Here is a 20,195-nt window from a genome sequence, read left to right as displayed (position 1 = left end):
CTTACCCTCCAATGACCGAAATCGGATCGATCTTTGCAATGATGCGCATCGGAATGATTGCCCCAAAAAGACCGGTTAAGACCAGTAAAATAGCCGAAACACTCATCAGCTTTGGATCGAATTGCATGGGCACGGCCATCGGGACAACCATCCCCGTGAGCGCTGCCAAAAAAGTTCCAAGGCCAACGGCAATCAGCATGATCAACATCGTTTGCGCCAAAGTATTCTTTAGCAGATAACTCGTGGGAATACCTTGCGCACGCAAGACGGCCAGATTTTCAATTTTTTGCATGGTCAAAATGTATAGGAAAATCGCCACGATAACAATCGAGATCACGACCAAAAAACCAATCATGAAAGCAAAAGTCATGTTTTGCGCCGAATAGCCGGGCATCTTATTAAAAAGTTCGTTCTTATTTAAAATTTGTTCGTTACTCTTTTCAGCATGCTGATTTTCTTGACTGATCAGTCCGGAGCCAACAAATTCACTGTTTACCCCTTTGATAGCGGCCCAATCGGACAGATCCCCATAAACCACCGGTGACATATTGTAAAAGGCTGCCTTGGCGAAACCAACAACTCGGTAATGGTCTGTAAACATCCCCATTTTGACTTCTTGATTAAGTTTAAACCCAGCACGTCGCAATGCATCTGACAAAACGATTTCATGGTCACCCCTGTTTAGCCGACCCTCTGTCAATTGAATTGTTTGCCTAATGGTTGCCCCTTTTTGCAAGCCGACAAAGGTAGCCGCCTGTCTTGCATCACCGACTTTCAAAATCCCTTGAGCCAGCCCAACACGATCCGTCTTGTTCTGTTTTGATTGAACAGGTAAATCCTTTGCCGTCAACATTGACTGGGCCAAGTTACCATTGGCATCCTTTGACATCATAATCGATTGACTTTGCCAACTGTTCACTGCTGCAGTATTTTGTCCAGACAGCCCCTGCGCTAAAGCAGAGAGCATGAAAATCAAGTAAGCCACCAACAAAACGACGCCAATTACAAGGCCATACCGTAGCTTTTCTTTTTTCATTTCTTTTAATGCTAAAAACATCGTTAACTCCTTTTACTCCATGCTTCCAATGCGGATAACCGGTCTAAAATCATCTTCCGATTCTCTGGATTTAAAAAATAACGCCGAATTAACTCGTGGACCGAAACGGAAACCAGCCATTCGTCTAATGCTTGATCTTCCAAAAGAGAGCCCTTGGCCTCGCCGTGCACTTCCAAAATGATTTCATTGACCGTGTAGTAATGTTTCAAAAATGCCCGGTCAGGATTAGTGGTCATTGTTTCGAGGAATTGACGCGCAGCAACGAAAGGATTTTGTCCCTCCAATTGTCGGTGAATTCGCTGCAAAACCTGCGCTAAAACATAGGCGTAAGCATCCCTTGGACTATCAAAGTACGTATAAAAAGACCCCCTTGAAATGTTGGTAGCTAAAACCAAGTCCTTAACCGAAACTGTTAGCAAGTCCTTTTCGGAAAAAACCTGGTAAAAATCCTGGGTAATCTGCTTTCGCTTATCCTTTTTTAATTTGTAAAATAAGTCCTTAATCATTCTTTTTCCCTCGTTGACACGGTGTCATTACAACCCCTAGTATACTCGATATTGACACTGTGTCAATTTTAATCAAAAAGAAAAAGTAGCGGTCATCGCTACTTTTTTTGCAAACGCCTTACGCCTTTGCCTGCAAAATGGCCTGGGCCCTCTGCAGCTCCTTTTCGACGTTTTTCATCGCCGTTCCACCAAATGAGGTCCGGGCGTTAACCGCTGTTTCTGGCTTAAGCACCTGATAAACCTCCTCGTCGATTAACTCCGAGGCCTTTTGCAATTCCTCTAAGGGCATGTCTTCAAGGGGGAGACCCGCCTCAATTCCTTGATAAACGAGCGAGCCAACCACGGCATGCGCTTGACGGAAGGGCATCCCTTTTTTGACCAAGTAATCGGCGAGTTCCGTGGCGTTTGAATAGTCGCCCTTCAAAGCGGCCCGCATGTTGCCCTTCTTAACCGTCATGGTGGCAATCATCCCCGTAAAGACTTGAAGCACGTTCATGATGGTCTCAAAACTATCAAAGACCCCGGCCTTGTCTTCCTGCATATCCTTATTGTAGGCCAAGGGCAGCCCCTTCATCACGGTCAACAAGCCCATTAGATGACCATAAACACCACCAGTCTTTCCCCGGCTTAGTTCAGCAAAGTCCGCGTTTTTCTTCTGTGGCATAATCGAGGAACCGGTCGAAAAACTATCCGAAAGCTCCAAATAGTTGAATTCAAAAGAGGTCCAAAGAATCATTTCCTCCGCCATCCGGGAAAGATGGGCCATCAAGATGGCGGCATTGGCGAGAAATTCCAGGGCAAAGTCACGGTCGGAAACGGCATCGAGACTGTTATGGTAAAGCTGACCGAAGCCCAGCTCGTCAGCCACAAAAGAGCGGTCGATTGGAAAAGTCGTGCCGGCGAGGGCGGCAGCTCCTAGTGGCATCAAATCGGTATGTTTTTCATTAAAGGTAAAGCGCTCGTAATCCCGTTCCAGCATGTCAAAATAGGCCAGGAGGTAGTGCCCATATGAGATGGGTTGGGCATGTTGCAGGTGAGTATAACCCGGCATCAGCGTCTCCACGTTGTCTTCTGCCAAGTTCACCAGCGCTTCTTGAAGCCCTTGAATCTTTTCTTTGACGGCAGGTAAGCGGTGTTTCAGCCAAAGATGAAAATCGGTGGCTACCTGATCATTTCGAGAACGGGCAGTGTGCAGTTTACCGGCCACTGGGCCAATCAGTTCCGTCAACTTAGCCTCAATATTAAGGTGGATATCTTCGTTTTTGACGGAAACTTCAAAGGTCTGCGCCAGAATTTCTTCTCGAATTTCGTTCAAACCAGCTATGATTTGTTCCAACTCTTCTTCCGTCAAAATCCCTTGCTTGGCTAGCATCGTTGCATGGGCGATTGACCCTTCAATGTCCTCTGCTGCCAGTTGATAATCAAGGTGGATGGAAGCACCAAAGTCATCCACCCAATCCGCTGCTTGGCCGTGAAAACGGCCACCCCAAAGTTTATTCGACATGTTTTCCCCAATTCTTTTCCTACTTGTTACTGTGCGTATGGTTGACCTGTTCAAAGACCGTTGTTGGTAAGGACCAAAGCTTAATAAAGCCGGCTGCCGCCACTTGATCAAAGGAATCGGCGTCCGTATAAGTGGCCAAGTTTTCGTCATAGAGCGAATTCTTTTCAGATTGACGAGCGATAGCCGTCACCTGCCCCTTAAAGAGCTTGACTTTGACCGTTCCGTTAACCACTTCCTGGCTCTTTTTGATAAAGGCCATGGAAACGTCAAAAAGTGGTGAAAAATATAAGCCGTTATAGAGCAATTCCGTCACTTTTTGTTCAATAGTTGGCTTAAAGTGCGCCAAATCCCGTTCCAAAGTCAAGTCTTCCAAGTCCTTATGGGCCGTCATGATGACCGCTGCTGCCGGTGCTTCATAAATTTCACGGGATTTGATGCCAACCAAGCGGTTCTCAATCTTATCAATACGGCCAATCCCATGCTGACCAGCAAGGAGGTTCAGACTTTCGATAATCGTTACTAAGGATTTCTTTTGGCCATTTATGGCAACCGGTAGTCCCTTTTCAAAAGTCAATGTCAGCACATCAGCTTGGTCTGGCGTTTCTTCGACTGCCGTTGTCAAAGCAAAGGCATCGGCTGGCGCCACGTTCCATGGGTTCTCAAGAATCCCGGCCTCATTGGCACGGCCCCAGAGGTTATCGTCAATCGAATAGGGCGAGGCTTTGCCGATTGGCACAGGGACACCATGCTCCTTTGCGTACTCGATTTCTTCCTCACGCGACCAGTGAAAGTCACGGATTGGCGCTTCGATGGCTAAGCTTGGGTCCAGCGCATGAATGGCCGTTTCAAAACGGACTTGATCATTTCCCTTCCCAGTCGACCCGTGGGCGATGGCCTTTGCGCCAGTCTGATGGGCGACTTCCACCAGCTTCTTAATGATTAACGGACGGGACAAGGCTGATACCAAGGGGTACTTTCCTTCGTAAAGGGCGTTTGCCTGAATGACTGGACCAACAAAGTCCTTGGCAAATTCTTCCTTGCCATCAATGACGTAGGATTCCACCGCGCCAACCTGCAGGGCCTTTTGTTGAATTTCGTCTAAGTTCTTACCTGCCTGACCAACATCCAAAACGGCCGCCACCACGGCATAACCCTTTTCCTTCAACCAGGGAATGGCAACGGATGTATCTAAACCACCTGAATAAGCGAGTACAATTTTCTTCATGATTTCCTCCAATTGGTTAATCCATTAATACTTGTTCGATAAAATGCTTTGTTTTTTCTTCCTTTGGGTGACTAAAGAGTCCCTCTGCATCGTTTTCTTCGACAATTTGCCCATCCGCCATGAACCAAATCTTATCGGCCACTTGCTTGGCGAAATGCATTTCGTGCGTCACAATCACCATCGTCATCTTTTCACTGGCGAGTTGCTGAATGACTTTGAGTACTTCACCAACGTTTTCGGGATCCAAAGCCGAGGTTGGTTCATCAAAGAAGAGCACCTTTGGCTGCATGGCAAGGGCCCGAGCAATGGCTACCCGTTGCTTTTGGCCGCCGGACAGGGAATCCGGGTAGGCCTCGGCCTTCTCCGCCATCCCCACTTGCTTCAAGTAGTGCATGGCCTCCTGGTTCGCCTGTTCGTCAGACAACTTTTTCACCCGGCGTGGCCCGAGGGTCACATTCTCTATGACCGTGTGATTGGGAAAGAGGTTGAAGCTCTGGAAAACCATGCCGATTTTTTCGCCCAAATGGTTCAGTGATTGCTTCTTCGCCTTCGTCAGGTCCTGTCCTTCGAAGATGACCGAACCGGAACTTGGCGCGGCCAATTGATTAACGGCACGTAGCAAGGTTGACTTGCCAGAACCAGACGGTCCGATAATGGCCAGTACCTGGCCCTCGTCAATTTCTCCGTTGATTCCTTTCAAAACCTGATTCCCATTAAATTCCTTGGTAATGTCTTTTAATTCAATTGCGGCTTTAGTCATGGTTCATTTTCCTTTCAAAGTGGTTGAGCAAGCGGGTCAGCGTGAAGGTCATCAGGAAGTAAATCACCATGACCACTACGATTGGCGCCACTGCCCGATACGTATCGGCCCGGACAACGTTCAATTGGTAAATCAAGTCGGAGACCCCGATGATTGAAACGATGGAACTTTCCTTCACGACCGAAATAAATTCGTTACCAAGTGACGGCCAGATGTTTTTGAAGGCCTGTGGCAAAACAACAAAGCGCATGGTGTCGACCTTGTTCAAGCCAATGCTTTGCGCGGCCTCTTTTTGCCCCTTGTCCAAACTATTGATTCCCCCACGAATGATTTCGGCAACATAAGCAGCTGAGTTCAAGGCAACGGCAATGATTCCTGCTAAGAGAGCTGGTAAGTTGACGATGGCACCAAGTCCAAAGTAGACCAGTAATACCTGGACCATCATTGGTGTCCCCCGAACAATTTCAATGTAGGCAGTGGCCGGCCAGGAAAGCAACTTCCAGGCCGATAGCTTCATCAAAACTAAGAGAATCCCGAGCAGAATTCCAAAGACAACGGCCACAACGGCAATCAACGTGGTGTTCAAGAAACCGTTGTAGAAGTACTTCCAGTAATGCATCATGGACGTATCTTTGGTGTTGCCCTTCATGTACTTTGCGGCCGTTTTCAAGTAATCGTCGGTCAAGTGCTGCTTTTGAATCTTAGCAATACTCTTATTCACAGCAGCGGCTAATGAATCAGATCCTTTGGCAAAGGCAACGGCGGCCCCGGTCTCGTTCTTATCCAGCGTGTAGCCGGCGTTAATCATGGCCAAATCCTTGTTGTTTTCAACATAGGTAGCGGCAACTGGCGTTTCAACCCCAACGGCGTCGAGCTTGCCGGACTTCAAGGAAAAGACCAGGTTGGGCGTCTTTTCCATACTTGATAGCGTGCTGTCACTGAAGTACTTCTTTGAGAGGGTCTGTTGTAGGGAACCCGTTTGGGTTCCAATCTTTGCCCCGTGCAGGGCCTTGGCACTCTTATACTTCTTAAGATCTTTCTTTTGAATCAAGAAGGACTGGCCACCGTTATAGTAGATATCCGAAAAGTCCACCGATTGCCGACGTTCGTCTGTTGGGTTGACTCCGGTAATCGCCATGTCGACTTTACCGGTTTGAACCGCTACCAAAGTCGACCCAAAATCCATGTTCATGATTTTAAGCTTCACCCCAAGGTCCTTAGCAATTTGCTTGGCCACTTCAATATCCATCCCCACATCCTCGGACTTACCATTAATGGTTGCCCGGAACTCAAAGGGTGGGTAGTCCGGTGAAGTCGCCACCGTCAAAACACCCGCCTCTTTAATCTTTTGCAAGCTGTTATCATCGGCTGACGCCGTTGTTCCCATGCCAGCAAATAGCATCATGAAGGGCACTAGCAAAATGGCTAGTATGCTTTCAATCTTTGTCTTTCCCATTTTCCTTTTCTCCTCTGTTTTATTGGGCGTAAACAATAAAAAAACGCCCTTTAGTCATTTGACTAAAGGACGTTTGCACGCGGTACCACCTTGATTGTGCCCAAAAAGAACACCTCTCATTATTCGATCAAAACTACTAATCGTCAGCTCTATAATGGGAGCACCCAGCATGGTTTACTTCGCATGCACCATGAGGCGACGTTCATCAACCCTCACCCTGTGTTTCACACTAACCAACACTTCACTGACCGGTAAGAAGAAGACTACTACTTCCTCAACAACGTTTTTTATTATTAACTTGTTCATAACTATAACAGGTTATTTTCATAATGCAACAATTTTATGAGAAAAAATTTAATTTATCATTCAAAACCCTGATTAAATCATGTCCAGATGCGTCTGGCCAGCTTTAATCCAGTTCATTTTACGCATTGCCCAGTAGGTAAAAAATGAGATAACAACTGGGATGATAACGGCAACACCCATGTAGGCGGCAAAGGAAGCAACGGACTTTCCAAAGAGGGCCAGCGGAACGATGAAGGAGTTAAAGCCGATTCCAGCCATGGTAAATGGCACGGTGATGTGGAAAACCATGGTAGCAATTGGGGCAGCAATGGCAGCGCCAATCATTGGTGGAATCAGAATCATGGGGTTCTTAATCACGTTCGGGAATTGAATCTTTGGTGTCACGATTCCTTGGGCGATCGTTGCGCCAATCTTGTTTTCCTGCCATGACATGGCGGGGTATGAAACAAAGACAGCAGTCGTTCCAACCAGGATAGCCCCGGCCGCATCGGCAGAGGTAATCCCCGTGGCACCAATGGCAACGGCCAGGGCAGCGGCAGAAGCGGGTGTCATCGTCATGGCACCGAAAGCCATGGCAACAACGGCCGTTCCAATGATGGGGTTAACCGCAACCATTGAAGCAATCCCATGGCCAACCCAAACCAGGAATGGTGTCGTCACAATGGCCAGATAATAGCCAGCCACTGTTCCGACGATCGTCGTGGCCGCCGGCACGATGATCATATCAAGTGGTGTCTTACCAGACAGCCACTTGCCAAACAAAACGGCCACAATCCCGGCCAGCACAGCTGAAATTGGCTGACCAGTCGTCATCACGGCGGAGCCTGCAACCTGTGCTGATGAAAAGCCCGTCATGGTCTTTAAAACCATTGGCGTCGTCGTGAAGAAGACAGCGTTAGCCCCGACCGTTGAAGCAGCCATCGCTGAAAACATCACCATCGTGTTGGTCTTCATTTGAGAAGCAATGGCCGCCCCAAAGGCGGCTGGCAGGATGACTTTGGTCACCGCCCCCATCTGCACCATTGGCCCCCAGTGGATGAAACCAGCAATCGTTTGCAGTAAAAGGCCCATGCCAAGCGTCACCAAGATGGCGTTTGAAACGGCGGCTGAAACGTTGTAAACGTATTCTTTTACCGTTGATTGGCCCTTTTCCTGCTTTTTTATGGCTTGTTCGGACTGTTCAAAGTCCTTAATGTTTTCTTCTTTTTTCCCGTTAGCGGCCATCGCCGCCTGATTTCCTGACATATCCATCTTCTTTTTCCTTTCAAATCAAACAAAAAAGTCCCGGTAGTACGTAAACGTAACTACCGGGACCAGCATTGGTGAGCAGTTACTAGGCGTCGACACCCTAGTAACTGATCCATACAAAAATCAACTCACTAGGATGTCCATAGCAAGCTCAACAACAAGGCAAATTCAGATGACTTAAATGAAGCAGTATTCTTTGATTGAGAGATAAACATAGCGTCATCCTCCTTTCCTGGTGTTTTATGATAAATTTATTATAACATGAGATTTTGATTAAACAAGAGGAAAACAAAAAAAGTTGGTCCAAACCAACTTTTTTCTTTAAAAGAGTCCTTTAATCCGGCCCTTTTCATCGATATCAATATCCATGGCTGCCGGATGCTTTGGTAACCCTGGCATCGTCAAAACATTACCGGTTAGAGCAACCAAAAAGCCTGCGCCCAACTTTGGCACCAACTCACGAACATGGACCGTAAAGTTTTTTGGCGCCCCCAGTTTTTTCGCATCATCTGATAAGGAATACTGGGTCTTGGCCATGACAATTGGGAGCTTGTCCCAGCCATTTTTAGAAAAGATCGCTAGCTGTTTTTTGGCTTTTTCAGAAAGCTCAATAGCGGCGCCACCATAAATCTCTTGGACGATTTTTGTCATTTTTTCAATCGCGCTATCTTCCGGCTGATACAAGGGTAAGAATTCGTGTTTCAATGCCGCCTTTTCCATGACCATTTTAGCCAGTTCACGAGCGCCTTCTCCCCCTTTAGCCCAGACATCCGCCGTGACAGCGGTTGCTCCAATACTTTCAGCAGCCTTTTCAACCATGGCCAATTCAGCGGCCGTATCAGCCGTAAACCGGTTGACGGCCACCACAACGGGGATTCCATAACGTTTCATGGCTCGAATGTTTTGCTTCAAATTATCTAATCCGGATTCGAGTGCCCCTAAGTCTTCTTGATCGAGCTCTGCCAAAGACTGGCCACCGTGATGCTTCAAAGCACGAACCGTTGCAACCACCACAACCGTGTCCGGTTCCTTTCCGAGCTTTGGCACCTTAATATCCATAAACTTTTCGCCACCAAGATCGGCCCCAAAGCCAGCCTCCGTCACAGCGTAGTCCGCCAATGTCAATGCTGCCCTCGTCGCCTGGATGGAATTTGTTCCTTGCGCAATGTTAGCAAACGGGCCACCGTGAACAATGGCTGGCGTATGAGCCAGCGTCTGCACCAAATTGGGTTTGATGGAGTCTTTTAAGAGAACCGTTAAGGAGCCAGCCACACCGAGATCTTTGGTCGTCACCGGTTCTTTGTCCGTATTATAGGCCACCACGATTTTTTCTATCCGGGCCTTCAAATCCATCAGATCTGTTGACAATGTCAAAATTGCCATCATTTCAGAGGCAACGGTGATATCAAACCCATCTTCGCGTGGGACACCAGAGGTTGGACCACCAAGTCCGATGGTCGTGTGGCGCAAGGCACGATCATTAATGTCTAAAACGCGCTTCCAGATAACACGACGTTGATCAATATGGAGCGGATTACCTTGATAAAGGCTATTGTCCAGTGCAGCTGAAAGCATGTTGTGGGCAGCCGTCAACGCGTGAAAATCGCCTGTAAAGTGCAAGTTAATGTCTGCCATCGGGATGACTTGGGAATAGCCTCCCCCGGTTGCCCCGCCTTTCAAGCCCATTACTGGTCCCAAAGAAGGCTCTCGTAAGGCAATCATGGCTTTTTTCCCTTCAAGCTGCAAGGCATCCGCCAAGCCAACCGTCACCGTCGACTTTCCTTCGCCAGCAGGCGTTGGATTAATCGAGGTCACCAAGATTAACTTACCCTTTGTATCACGCTTAATCTTTGGATCAAGCCTGATCTTAGCTTTATCATAGCCGTAAGGTTCAATTTCTCGCGCTTCCAAACCAGCTCTTGCTGCGATTTGGTCAATCGGCCAAACGTCTGCTTGTTGCGCAATTTCAATATCGGATTTCATGGGCGGACCTCCCTTTTCTTACCATCATTATACAAGACTTTTCGAATAAGCAGATAAAAAAAGCGACCAGAAATCATTCCGGTCGCCGCCATTATTCTGGCGCGTTCAAGCGCGCCAATTTGCGTTCTTGCACTTTTAAGTAAAAATTCGAAGTAGCCGAAGAAAGAGCCACGGCCGTTGCAAAGATGAGCAAGGCTGATGAATGCAAGTGCGCAATTTCAAAGACCATAAACATCGCCATCAAAGGTGCTTGCTGAGAGGCAGCTAACAACGCCACGGCGCCAATTAAAGCAAAGTGCCAAGGTTGAATTCCTGGCAAAAGGAAAGCGAAAAACACGGCCACCACTAAACCAAGGACAGCGCCCAAAGCAATTGATGGCGTCAGCGTTCCTCCGGTCCCGCCACCGTACAGGGTCAAAAAGGTAATCCCAAACTTAAGCAGGCCAAGGGCAAGGAAAAAGAACACAAGCCGGCCGGACGTTTGATGAAAGGCTAACTGAGCAACGGCCCGACCATTCCCCATAATTTCTGGAACGAAGTAGGCAATCAGTCCGGTCAAAAGACCAACGAGTGGCATCGTCAGCAAAATTGTCTTTCCTGTTGCCTGTTTTTTTTGCGCCCAAGAAAAAGCTTGTTTGGCCCAAGCACCGGTAATTCCAGCAAGTGGTCCAATGACTACGGCAGCTAAGAGCAAGGAACGAGAAAAATCAGCCGAAGCCACCCAATAATAAGGCGTAAAACCTTTAGCCAAGGCCCCAATTAGGCAAGCAATGATCGACATCAAAAGGGACACTGCAATATTTTTGATGGAATTCTTCTTTAATAGAAGCTCAACAGAAAAAAGCATGCCCGTGATTGGGGCAATGTACACTCCTGCAAAACCAGCCCCGGCCGCTGCTGCCAAAAGCAACTGGCGATCCTCATTGGTCAACGTTAAAAAGCCACGTTTTTTTCCAAAGTCTTGAACCTGTTGTGAAATCATCACACCTAGCTGGCGGGGAGCCAATTCACGACCAACAGAACCGCCGGTTCCAACGTAAAAGATCTGCGTCAACACATTCAGGATTGTCTTAAAAAGAGGCATCTTTTGCCCCTTCATTGCCCCTTTAATGCCAACAATTTTCGGGTCTTTTCGACGAATCAAATACCAAGTCATCCCTGCAATCAAGCCACCTACCGTAACAGAAAGCAGGCGACGCCAAGAAGGAACAGCCTTAGGGCTTGCTGAATGATAGGATTCGTGAAAATGCATAAAGGCGTCGGCCACAATGTCTAAGAAATAAGACAAAAACATAGCAGAGAGCCCGATAACCACTGCCAAAAAGAGAGCAGTAAAAAGTAAAGAGAAAAGGTGTCGCCAATCGACAAGCGCTTTTATTTCTTGTTGTTTAGAAGAGTTCATAGCAAATCCTGATTTCCTAAAGTTTCCGTGCTATTTTACACGTATTAATGCTTTTTTAATGTACAAAAGTCTCCATTAAAAAGCAAGATTAACCCGGATGCGTCGATCGCCCTTTCACAAAAGAAAAATAGACCAATTATCTACGATTCCTTCAGTTGCGTTTGTTTTTCTTCTTCAGTATTGGCTAAAAAAACGATTGCTAGAAAGAATCCACCAATTTTTATCTTACATCCATTCAAAACACTTGCGGCTATTTTGTTATTGATTTAAACTAGACCAGTAAAGACGATTCGCTTTGAAAGGAGACTGAAATGACAGCAGATAAAAAACAGCATCGAAGTGATCAGTCAAAAATGTCCGATCAGATGACAGACAATGGTCACATGAATATGAAGCATGGCCAACACGATATGAACCAAATGGATCACATGAACATGGGGCATGACCAACACGATATGAGCCACATGGATCACATGAACATGGGGCATGACCAACACGACATGAGCCACATGGATCACATGAACATGGGGCATGACATGCCTGGTATGGGTGGCATGCACATGATGATGAACCATGGCGACATGAAGAAGCGGTTTTGGTGGTCTTTTGGTCTACTGATTCCAATCCTTTTTATCACGCCGTTCATGGGTATTGATTTGCCCTTTACGCTACACTTTCCCTTTGCCAACTGGCTCACCGTTATTTTGGCTTCCGCCATGTACGCGATCGGTACCAAACCCTTCTTTGACGGGGCTAAATCCGAACTGAAGGCAAAAAAACCAGCGATGATGTCACTGATTTCAATGGGCTTACTCGTTACTTTCTGGGTGTCAATCTATTCCTTTATTGCCAATACCTTCTTGAACGGTCACGCAATGGACTACTTTTTCGAATTTGCGAGCCTCGTTGTTATTATGCTGCTGGGCCACTTGATCGAAATGCAGGCCACCATGAAAGCCGGCAATGCCACTTCTGAACTGGCTAAGTTAACCCCAGAAACGGCGCACGTCAAGCACGGCGATTCCTTCACGGACCAGCCCGTTTCATCTTTGAAGCCAGACATGACCGTCCAAGTTCGTGCCGGAGAGTCCTTCCCAGCAGACGGTATTGTCCTCGAAGGAAGTTCACAAGTCGACGAATCGTTGATGACTGGAGAATCAAAGCCAGTCAAAAAAGCAGCGAACGCCAAAGTCATCGGTGGCACAATCAACGACAACGGAACCCTTATCGTCAAGGTTCAAGCCGTTGGAGCCGATTCATTCATCGGTCACTTGAAAGATACCTTAAACCAGACTGAACAATCCTCTTCCAAAGCCGAATCACTAGCTAACAAAGTGGCCGGGTGGCTCTTTTGGGTCGGATTAAGCGCCGCCGTCTTCGCCCTGATCGTCTGGACTTTCATTTCAGGTCCTGCAGAAGCATTCAATACGGCTGTGACAACGTTGATTATCGCCTGTCCACACGCTTTAGGATTGGCCATTCCACTGGTTATCCAACGTACCAAAGCCATCGCTGCTAAGGATGGAATTTTAATCAAAAAACACGGCGCCGTTTTGCAGGCAAAACATCTCGATTACGCCCTGATGGACAAGACTGGAACATTAACTACTGGTCACTTTGCAGTCCAAGAATTACAGACTGAGCAGCTAGAAAAAAACGCTGCCCTTGCGTTCATGGCAGCCCTCGAAAGCCAATCATCACACCCATTGGCCAAGGCGATTGTAGAAAAGGCAAAAGAACTAAAACTGCCTGAAAAAAAGGCTGAAAACGTCCAAACGATCAAGGGTGCTGGTATCGAAGGTGATATCGACCACCGCCACTACCAACTGGTCAACTCCCGTTATCTAGAAGAGCATGCAATTGATTTTAATGCGCTTGCAACCGACGGTTCCGTTTCCTATTTGGTTGAAGAAAAAAGCGTCTTGGCAGCCATTTCCCTTGGTGACTCACTAAAACCTTCTGCTAAAGACTTCGTGAACGCACTGCTCCACCGTGGCATTACACCAGTTATGGTGACCGGTGATGCACCCGAAACCGCACAGAAAGTGGCAGACGAGCTAGGCATTCAGGAAGTCAAAGCACAGGTCTCACCAGAAGATAAAATAAAACTGGTGAAAGACTACCAAAAGAAGGGCCAGACAATGATGATCGGAGACGGTATTAACGATGCCCCAGCGCTGGCCCAAGCAGACCTGTCGGTTGCAATCGGCGCTGGAACGGACGTGGCACAGGCTTCGGCCGATGCCGTGTTGATCTCGACGTCATTACCAAAGATTATTGACCTCATTCAGTTGGCTCACAACGCCAATGAGAAAGAGGTACAAAATCTTTGGTGGGGGGCTGGTTATAACATTTTGGCCATCCCAACGGCGGCTGGTGTTTTCGCCTTTGCCGGAATTGTCTTAAATCCACTGATCGGGGCCATCGTTATGTCTTGTTCAACTTTGATTGTGGCCGGCAATGCCATGTTACTGCATAAATAAAGTAAAAATTTTATTAAAAGCCAAAATTTTAAAGTTCCTTTATTCTAAGAAGCGTACAATAAAGAATTGTACAGATATAAATAAAGGAGCTTTTTTTATGCGCAAATACTTTGCAGAAGTATTCGGAACGGCATTCTTGGTGATCTTCTCAACGGTTGCCTTGGTGTATGTTTCAACTTTCCAGGTCGGACAAATGTTCGACCAAGTCGCTGTCTTGGCCCTCTCATTAGCTTTGATGATGTTCGTCTTCGGACCATTTGCTGATGGTGGTCACTTCAACCCAGCTGTTTCTTTGGCTGCAGCGATGAACAAGCAGATCACGTGGAAGGTCTTTGGTTTCTACGTTTTGTCACAGATCATCGGTGCTATCATTGGGCTGTTCTTGTCCGTTTCAGCATTAATTCCAGTGATCAACACACAGATGTCTTCATCATCAACTGGTAGCACGACGACAATCAGCGCACAAAAGATCTACGAAACACTGCAACCTGCAGCAAGTGCGACATCATTGCCAATCGCTTTGACAATCGAAGCCGTCTTCACCTTCTTCTTGGTCTTTGTTACGATCTTGGCCTTTAAGAAGATGCCAAAGCAAGCCCCTGTTCTTGCCGCCTTGGCCATGATGGTTTCTACTTTTGTTGCTTACCCATTGACAAGCGGTTTGTTGAACCCTGCACGCGCCTTGGCCCCTGCCATCATGACAGGCTTGACAAGCTCAGCACACGTTTGGTACTTCTTGCTCATTGAAATCTTGGCAGCTGCCCTTGCCGGCTTGGCTGTTAAGTACTTTTCCAAAAATGACGAAGTAGCTGCTTAACTCGAGTTCTCTTCGTGGCTCATCAAAAAGACCGTCCATTCTATGGACGGTCTTTTTTGATTACCATTCTTTTGGTATTCGAAAAGTTCGTGCTTCCATTGTCCAGGGCATCAGCAAACTTAACGCTGTTGCTTGTAAATACAACCGCACTGCCGGTCGACCGAAATAGAGATCATCGCCAATAATCGGATGCCCATTAGCTGCCAAATGCACCCGCAGCTGATGCATGCGCCCGGTTGCTAACGCCAATTCGACCAAACTACTCTGGTCCGATTCACTTTCTTCCAATACCCGATAGTAGGTTAGCGCTGACTGGCCACCTTCTGCAAGTGATAGCAGTTGCCTTTTGCGCGGTTCTTTTTTCGATGGCCCCATGGCCTGTGCAAAAACGCCCGACTTTTTGCTCATTATCCCCGAAACTCGTGCCAGGTAAATCTTCTTCGCCACCTTTTCTTTAATTTCCCGGTTTAAGATAGGCACGATGATGGGATTTTTCCCAATTAAAACCAGGCCGGATGTGGCCCGATCCAACCGATGAATCATCTGCGCACTAGCAGCCTGGCCAGCAGAAACAGCCCCCGTTTTATCCAAATAAGCCTGAACAAAATTTAACAACGTATCCTCTTCCGTTTTAGAGTGCGGATGCATTTTCATCCCGGCTTCTTTGCTGACAACTAAAAAATCGTCATCTTCAAAGACCACGTGAATCGATTGTTTTGGATTTGGGGCATACGGGCCCTGTAAGGCCTTTTCGTCTAAAGCGACGGTCAGTGTCAGCAGATCACCTTTTCGAAGCTGATAAGCCGTAGAAACTCGTTGCTGGTTGACGGTAATCCCCCATTGTTGACGAAGTTTCCCACGCAACTGTTTGGGCACAAAAGAATTCGTCAAATACGCCTTTACACGTTGCCCTGCTTGATTTTCTTGGATTAAAATTGTCTTTTCGTATTGTTTTGTCATTTTTAAAAGAAAAAGCAGGAGGCCTCCTGCTTTTCTTCATCCTTATTTTTTATTGGTTCCCGTCTGCGATTGGGTCGCTGTCGTCGAACTATTTTGGCTCTCTTCAACGGCGTCGCTTTGATAAAGTGCCGCCGTGCTTTGACCGCCACTTTGGCTGATCAAAGAAGTCGAGTTAGTTTTAGCAGAAGCCTTCTTTAATCGGCTAAGTGTACTCTTTTTCGAATAATCATAATCACTCGATTCGATTTTTTTGAATCCCTTTGGTTCGTAGAAACGCAACAAATTCTTTTGGTTTAGCGAATCAGATACCGAAAGCTTTTCCGTTGCCTCTGCTTGTAGTTTCTTAAAGAGGTTTTCTTGCTCTTCGGTCGGATTCTCGATTGGCGTATTGGTTCGACAATTCCAAATTGTCCCAGAGATGGAAGCATACTCTGGTGTTATCCAATCTTTATTACGCATCACGACCAGCTGCGAGCGATTATTAGATAGGAGGTCTTGTCCTAACTGAATATAGCGCTTAGTTGAAATACCAAGCAGATGTTCAATCGTCGGTGCCACATCAATCTCACCGCCATAAGTGTGGTTGATGCCCCCATTCTTCAATCCAGGCACATGAATAATCAAAGGGGTTCGCTGCATATTTTCGCTATCCAATTCCGTCCACTGGTTGGGATCTTTACCAAGCAATGGCGCCAACTGCCGGTTTTCAGAATTATTAATCCCATAATGATCACCATACAAGACAACCATTGTGTTGTCGTAGAGCCCCGATTGCTTCAAGTAATTGAAGAATTCTTGGATCGACTGGTCCAGATAGTGATTAGTTATAAAATAATTATCGATGTATTTGGAACCCGAATTGCTGGTTTGGAAGTTTGGATCTTGATCTTCTTTGTCCAGTTCGTATGGGGTGTGGTTGGTTACCGTTAAGTACTTGGCATAAAACGGCTGTTGTAGCTGCTCCAAATAAGGGACAGAATCTTTGAAGAGCAACTTATCCTTCAATCCCCATGCCGTCTCTCGTTTACCAGAAACATCAAAGTAGTTACCAGAAATCCAGTTCTGATAACCCATGTTCTTATAAACATTTGTGCGGTTCCAGAAGGTTCCGTTATTACCATGGAAAACAGCAGAAGAATAACCCGCCCGTTGATTCAAGATCGCTGGCATGGCCTGGAAGGTCTGGTCATTTCCTAATTTGGCGAAAAGCGACCCCTGTGGCAGACCGAATGTCGAGGTTTCCAACATGTTTTCAGCATCTGAGGTTTTCCCCTGACCAACTTCATGGAAGAAGTTATCAAAAGAAAGCGAATCTTGGCTATGGTAAAGCGAATTCAAAAACGGGGTCACTTCCTGACCGTTAACCTTTCGGTCAATCGAAAACTGCTGGAAGGATTCCAGATGAATCACGATGACGTTTTTGCCCTTCGCCTTCCCCGCATAGGTTGGATTCATACCAGCATAATGTTCTTTCACATATTTTTGAACCGTTTTTAGTTCTTCTGGTTTTGCCGACTTACGAACTTGCGAGGTGGTAAAGGTATTGTAGGCGTCCAAACCGATAAAAGGGCCGATGCCAAGGTATTTAACCAAATACTCACGATCAAATTGGCGAGTTAGTAGTTGCGGACGATCGATATCAGCCAGAACCAAATTTCCCATAATCGTAGTCAAACCAAGTGCCATCAACAAAGCAGACCGACTCTTTTTGACCAACTGACCATTTGTCTTCAATTTTTTGCGGAAAAGCAAAAAGAGAATGACCACAATGTCCAGCCAAAATAACAAATCGCTATAGTGCATTGGAACGGCATCTGCCGCTTTGGTTCCTTGATTAACGGAGGAATAAGTTAAAATCGTGTTGACCGACATGAAATCGGTAAACTCACGAAAATACACCACGTTTAAGTACAAAAAAGTCGTTAGCAGACCATTTAAAGTTAACATCATGGTGTAAAAAACGCGACGACGCTTAACAAAAAGCGGCAACGCCATCACAAGGATAGTAAAGCCGAGCGGGTTTATCAGTACTAAAAAGAACTGAAAAGGGTTGGCCGCATGCATCCAATGAAAATCAATGCCATAAGCGAAAATCGTTTTGGCCCAAAGTAAAAAGACCATCCAAAAATAAAAACCCATTCGGTTTTGCGCCTGTTCAAACGCCCAGAAGAGCCATTTCTTGACTTGTTTTAATTGTGAGAATTGCCATTCCATAGTAGTTTTATTATACCTTTTAAGCGCGGAACTTTCATAAAAAAGGGATCATTATTGACCTGACTTGAAAGCATTCGAAAAATAGGGGACAATGTTTTTTAGCAGACGCTAAAGGAGAACAGACATGGCAAAATACGACGCTTACTTAATTGATTTAGATGGGACGATTTACCACGGTAAAAATCGAATTCCTGAAGCTAAGCGCTTCATTGACCGATTGAAACAATCAAAAACACCATACCTCTTTGTCACGAATAACTCCACGAAGACCGCAGAAGCTTTCGCTAATGATTTAACAACCATTCACGACATCCAGACAACACCAGAACAAGTCTACACATCAGCTATGGCGACTGCTGATTATGTGGCGGCCGATCCATCCGTTGAATCGACCCCCAAAAAAGTTTATCTAATTGGTGAAGCTGGGTTAAAAGAAGCGTTTAACCGCCAAGAATTCGCGCTTGTACCAGCAAATGAAGCCAATTATGTGGTTATGGGCCTCGACCGGGACTTTAACTACCAAAAGTTGATGGACGCCACCTTTGCCATTCATGCTGGCGCCAAATTCATTGCCACAAACGCTGATACCAACCTGCCTTCTGAAAAGGGCCTGTTACCTGGAGCTGGTTCGCTAGTGGTCGCCATTGAAACGGCCTCTGGAAAAAAGGCAACCATTATCGCAAAACCGGAAGCACCGATCATGGAAGGTGCCTTGAAGCGTTTGAAAAACCCTAAAAACCCTATTATGGTTGGCGATAATTATCAAACCGATATCCTAGCTGGTATAAAAAACGGACTGTCCACCCTTTTGGTCTACACGGGCGTTTCAAAACAAGAGCAAGTTGCTAAACAAGCAATCCAGCCGACTCATGAAATTGAAAACTTCGACGAGTGGCTCATTGAAGAATAAAAAAGCGATTAGCTTCTACTAATCGCTTTTTTCATTTGGCTAATTCTTGCAATCGCTTACTCAAAGCCGGATCCGCTGCTGCAATATAAAGGCCGTAGTGCCCACGCTTTGCTAGAATGTTCAAGGCATTCAACATGAAGTCCTGCTTCGCTTTTGCAATAGCTTTTGGATCTGTTAAATGAGGTGACTTTTTATAAATTTCCCGGTGAATGACTTTATCGGGGTTGACCCAGATGCGGTCATGTTTTTCATCATACTCGTAGGCCGGGCTTAATAGCAGTCCAACCAAATTCAAGTCAAATCCCTGGACCGTGTAAATCGACCCTACTTCATTAATCGACTCCGGCCGTTTTGCCCAGGTCAATTCCTGCGGATCATATTCATCCCATGGCTGATCAAAGTCATCCATGACCACATGGTGCTTGCCGTCTTCATCATGGTGGAAGCCGGTCGTCGATACCACACGGGCCATACCCATCTTTTTATCAACCTGCTTTAATTTTTCAAAGAGGTCAGCAGCCCGACTGAAAATCTCAAGGTCATAACCATTTCGTTCTGACCGAGGGGGTAGCAGACGAAGGATTCCCTTTGCAAAATGATCAATCCAGTTCTTAACCTGTGGTGATGCCTGCATTCGGTATTGAAAATCCAGGTGGAATGTTTGATGGGCAACATTCTTCACAACGGAATCCAATAACTTCTGATCCCAGAACATCTTACTCTGAATGACCTGGGCAAAGTCAAAGACAACCACAACGATTTTGGAAAGACGAATCAACTCCGCCAACTGATTGTTTTGCTTGAACTTAATATAAGGTTCTGGCTTTGTCAGCAGTAAATGGCCTTCGTCAATGAAAAGAACATCCAATTCTTCCATCTTTTTATCAAGGGAATTAATGATTGAGGTCGGACGTTGGTAGTCCTTCTTATAAATATTGCTGTATTTGGCTCCCATGTCCTGATAGACCTTTAATAACTCAGGATGGTTGACCGTAAAGGCTGTTTTTAAACCGTAGTATGGACTTTTAGGATCAGCCTTACCGTCTCGAATCTCTTTAAAAAGTTTTGTTAAGATAACGGATTTACCGGTTCCTGCAGCTCCTTCAATAATGGCGACATGGTGCTGATCCCCTTTTAAGGAAGCATTAATATATTCTTTTAGGTGATTAATGACTGTTTCTTGTTCAAAAGATAAATCGGAACGGTCAAAAGCTTCTAGGTTTTTGTCGTAATCTTTACTCATACCAATAGTATACAACGTCCAAAAGAAAGCACAAAAAAAGCCGACCGAAGTCGACTTGATAGTGGGCCATCCTGGATTCGAACCAGGGACCTCTGCGTTATCAACACAGCGCTCTAACCAA

At 46.2% G+C, this 20,195-nt stretch carries 15 protein-coding genes and 1 other annotated feature; of the genes, 3 read left to right on the top strand and 12 right to left on the bottom strand.

The window, feature by feature from the left end; translation table 11 throughout:
• Nucleotide 1: 1 nt before the first annotated feature.
• The 9 genes from G6R27_RS05355 to G6R27_RS05315 form a co-directional block, all read right to left on the bottom strand.
• Complete coding sequence (locus G6R27_RS05355) at nt 2–1,057, bottom strand: ABC transporter permease (protein WP_213820047.1); 1,056 nt, start codon at nt 1,055–1,057, stop codon at nt 2–4.
• A 2-nt stretch (nt 1,058–1,059) separates the two neighbouring features.
• Complete coding sequence (locus tag G6R27_RS05350; RefSeq protein ID WP_213820046.1) at nt 1,060–1,563, bottom strand: TetR/AcrR family transcriptional regulator; 504 nt, start codon at nt 1,561–1,563, stop codon at nt 1,060–1,062.
• Nucleotides 1,564–1,681: 118 nt separating this feature from the next.
• Nucleotides 1,682–3,067, bottom strand: a complete 1,386-nt coding sequence (gene argH, locus G6R27_RS05345) for an argininosuccinate lyase (RefSeq protein ID WP_213820045.1) — start codon at nt 3,065–3,067, stop codon at nt 1,682–1,684.
• A gap of 19 nt (nt 3,068–3,086) precedes the next feature.
• Nucleotides 3,087–4,295, bottom strand: coding sequence for an argininosuccinate synthase (locus tag G6R27_RS05340; RefSeq protein ID WP_213820112.1), 1,209 nt, complete (start codon nt 4,293–4,295; stop codon nt 3,087–3,089).
• Between the two features lie 13 nt (nt 4,296–4,308).
• Nucleotides 4,309–5,052: an amino acid ABC transporter ATP-binding protein gene (locus G6R27_RS05335; RefSeq protein WP_213820044.1), complete on the bottom strand. Its 744-nt coding sequence runs from the start codon at nt 5,050–5,052 to the stop codon at nt 4,309–4,311.
• Nucleotides 5,045–6,508, bottom strand: coding sequence for an ABC transporter substrate-binding protein/permease (locus G6R27_RS05330; protein WP_213820043.1), 1,464 nt, complete (start codon nt 6,506–6,508; stop codon nt 5,045–5,047). Before G6R27_RS05330 ends, G6R27_RS05335 begins: the two co-directional genes overlap by 8 nt.
• Before the next feature lie 62 nt (nt 6,509–6,570).
• Nucleotides 6,571–6,798: a binding site (T-box leader), on the bottom strand.
• Nucleotides 6,799–6,886: 88 nt separating this feature from the next.
• A complete protein-coding gene (locus G6R27_RS05325; RefSeq protein WP_420798194.1) occupies nt 6,887–8,065 on the bottom strand; it encodes a PTS sugar transporter subunit IIC in 1,179 nt (392 codons plus the stop codon).
• A gap of 318 nt (nt 8,066–8,383) precedes the next feature.
• Nucleotides 8,384–10,045, bottom strand: coding sequence for a formate--tetrahydrofolate ligase (locus G6R27_RS05320; RefSeq protein ID WP_213820042.1), 1,662 nt, complete (start codon nt 10,043–10,045; stop codon nt 8,384–8,386).
• 91 nt (nt 10,046–10,136) lie between these two features.
• Nucleotides 10,137–11,447: a chloride channel protein gene (locus tag G6R27_RS05315; RefSeq protein ID WP_213820041.1), complete on the bottom strand. Its 1,311-nt coding sequence runs from the start codon at nt 11,445–11,447 to the stop codon at nt 10,137–10,139.
• Nucleotides 11,448–11,875: 428 nt separating this feature from the next.
• Here G6R27_RS05315 and G6R27_RS05310 point away from each other — a divergent pair, with 428 nt between their 5' ends.
• Both G6R27_RS05310 and G6R27_RS05305 read left to right on the top strand, forming a co-directional pair.
• Entirely contained in the window at nt 11,876–13,930 is a 2,055-nt protein-coding gene (locus G6R27_RS05310; protein ID WP_213820110.1) for a copper-translocating P-type ATPase, read from the top strand.
• 97 nt (nt 13,931–14,027) lie between these two features.
• The gene (locus tag G6R27_RS05305) at nt 14,028–14,747 is read left to right on the top strand and encodes an MIP/aquaporin family protein (RefSeq protein ID WP_213820040.1); all 720 of its coding nucleotides are present in this window, start codon (nt 14,028–14,030) and stop codon (nt 14,745–14,747) included.
• A 60-nt stretch (nt 14,748–14,807) separates the two neighbouring features.
• On the opposite strand, the gene G6R27_RS05300 is transcribed toward G6R27_RS05305, so the two are convergent.
• The gene (locus G6R27_RS05300; protein WP_213820039.1) at nt 14,808–15,707 is read right to left on the bottom strand and encodes an RluA family pseudouridine synthase; all 900 of its coding nucleotides are present in this window, start codon (nt 15,705–15,707) and stop codon (nt 14,808–14,810) included.
• Nucleotides 15,708–15,749: 42 nt separating this feature from the next.
• The gene (locus G6R27_RS05295) at nt 15,750–17,921 is read right to left on the bottom strand and encodes an LTA synthase family protein (RefSeq protein ID WP_213820038.1); all 2,172 of its coding nucleotides are present in this window, start codon (nt 17,919–17,921) and stop codon (nt 15,750–15,752) included.
• A 124-nt stretch (nt 17,922–18,045) separates the two neighbouring features.
• Here G6R27_RS05295 and G6R27_RS05290 point away from each other — a divergent pair, with 124 nt between their 5' ends.
• Complete coding sequence (locus tag G6R27_RS05290; RefSeq protein ID WP_213820037.1) at nt 18,046–18,831, top strand: TIGR01457 family HAD-type hydrolase; 786 nt, start codon at nt 18,046–18,048, stop codon at nt 18,829–18,831.
• A 31-nt stretch (nt 18,832–18,862) separates the two neighbouring features.
• Here the strand turns inward: G6R27_RS05290 and G6R27_RS05285 are convergent.
• Nucleotides 18,863–20,195, bottom strand: a 1,333-nt coding sequence (locus G6R27_RS05285) for a DUF2075 domain-containing protein (protein WP_338017259.1), incomplete at its 5' end; no start/stop codon positions are given.

The sequence above is a fragment of the Fructobacillus papyriferae genome, assembly GCF_018437225.1.
GTDB lineage: Bacteria > Bacillota > Bacilli > Lactobacillales > Lactobacillaceae > Fructobacillus > Fructobacillus papyriferae.
This window is presented reverse-complemented; position numbering and strand designations above follow the sequence as displayed.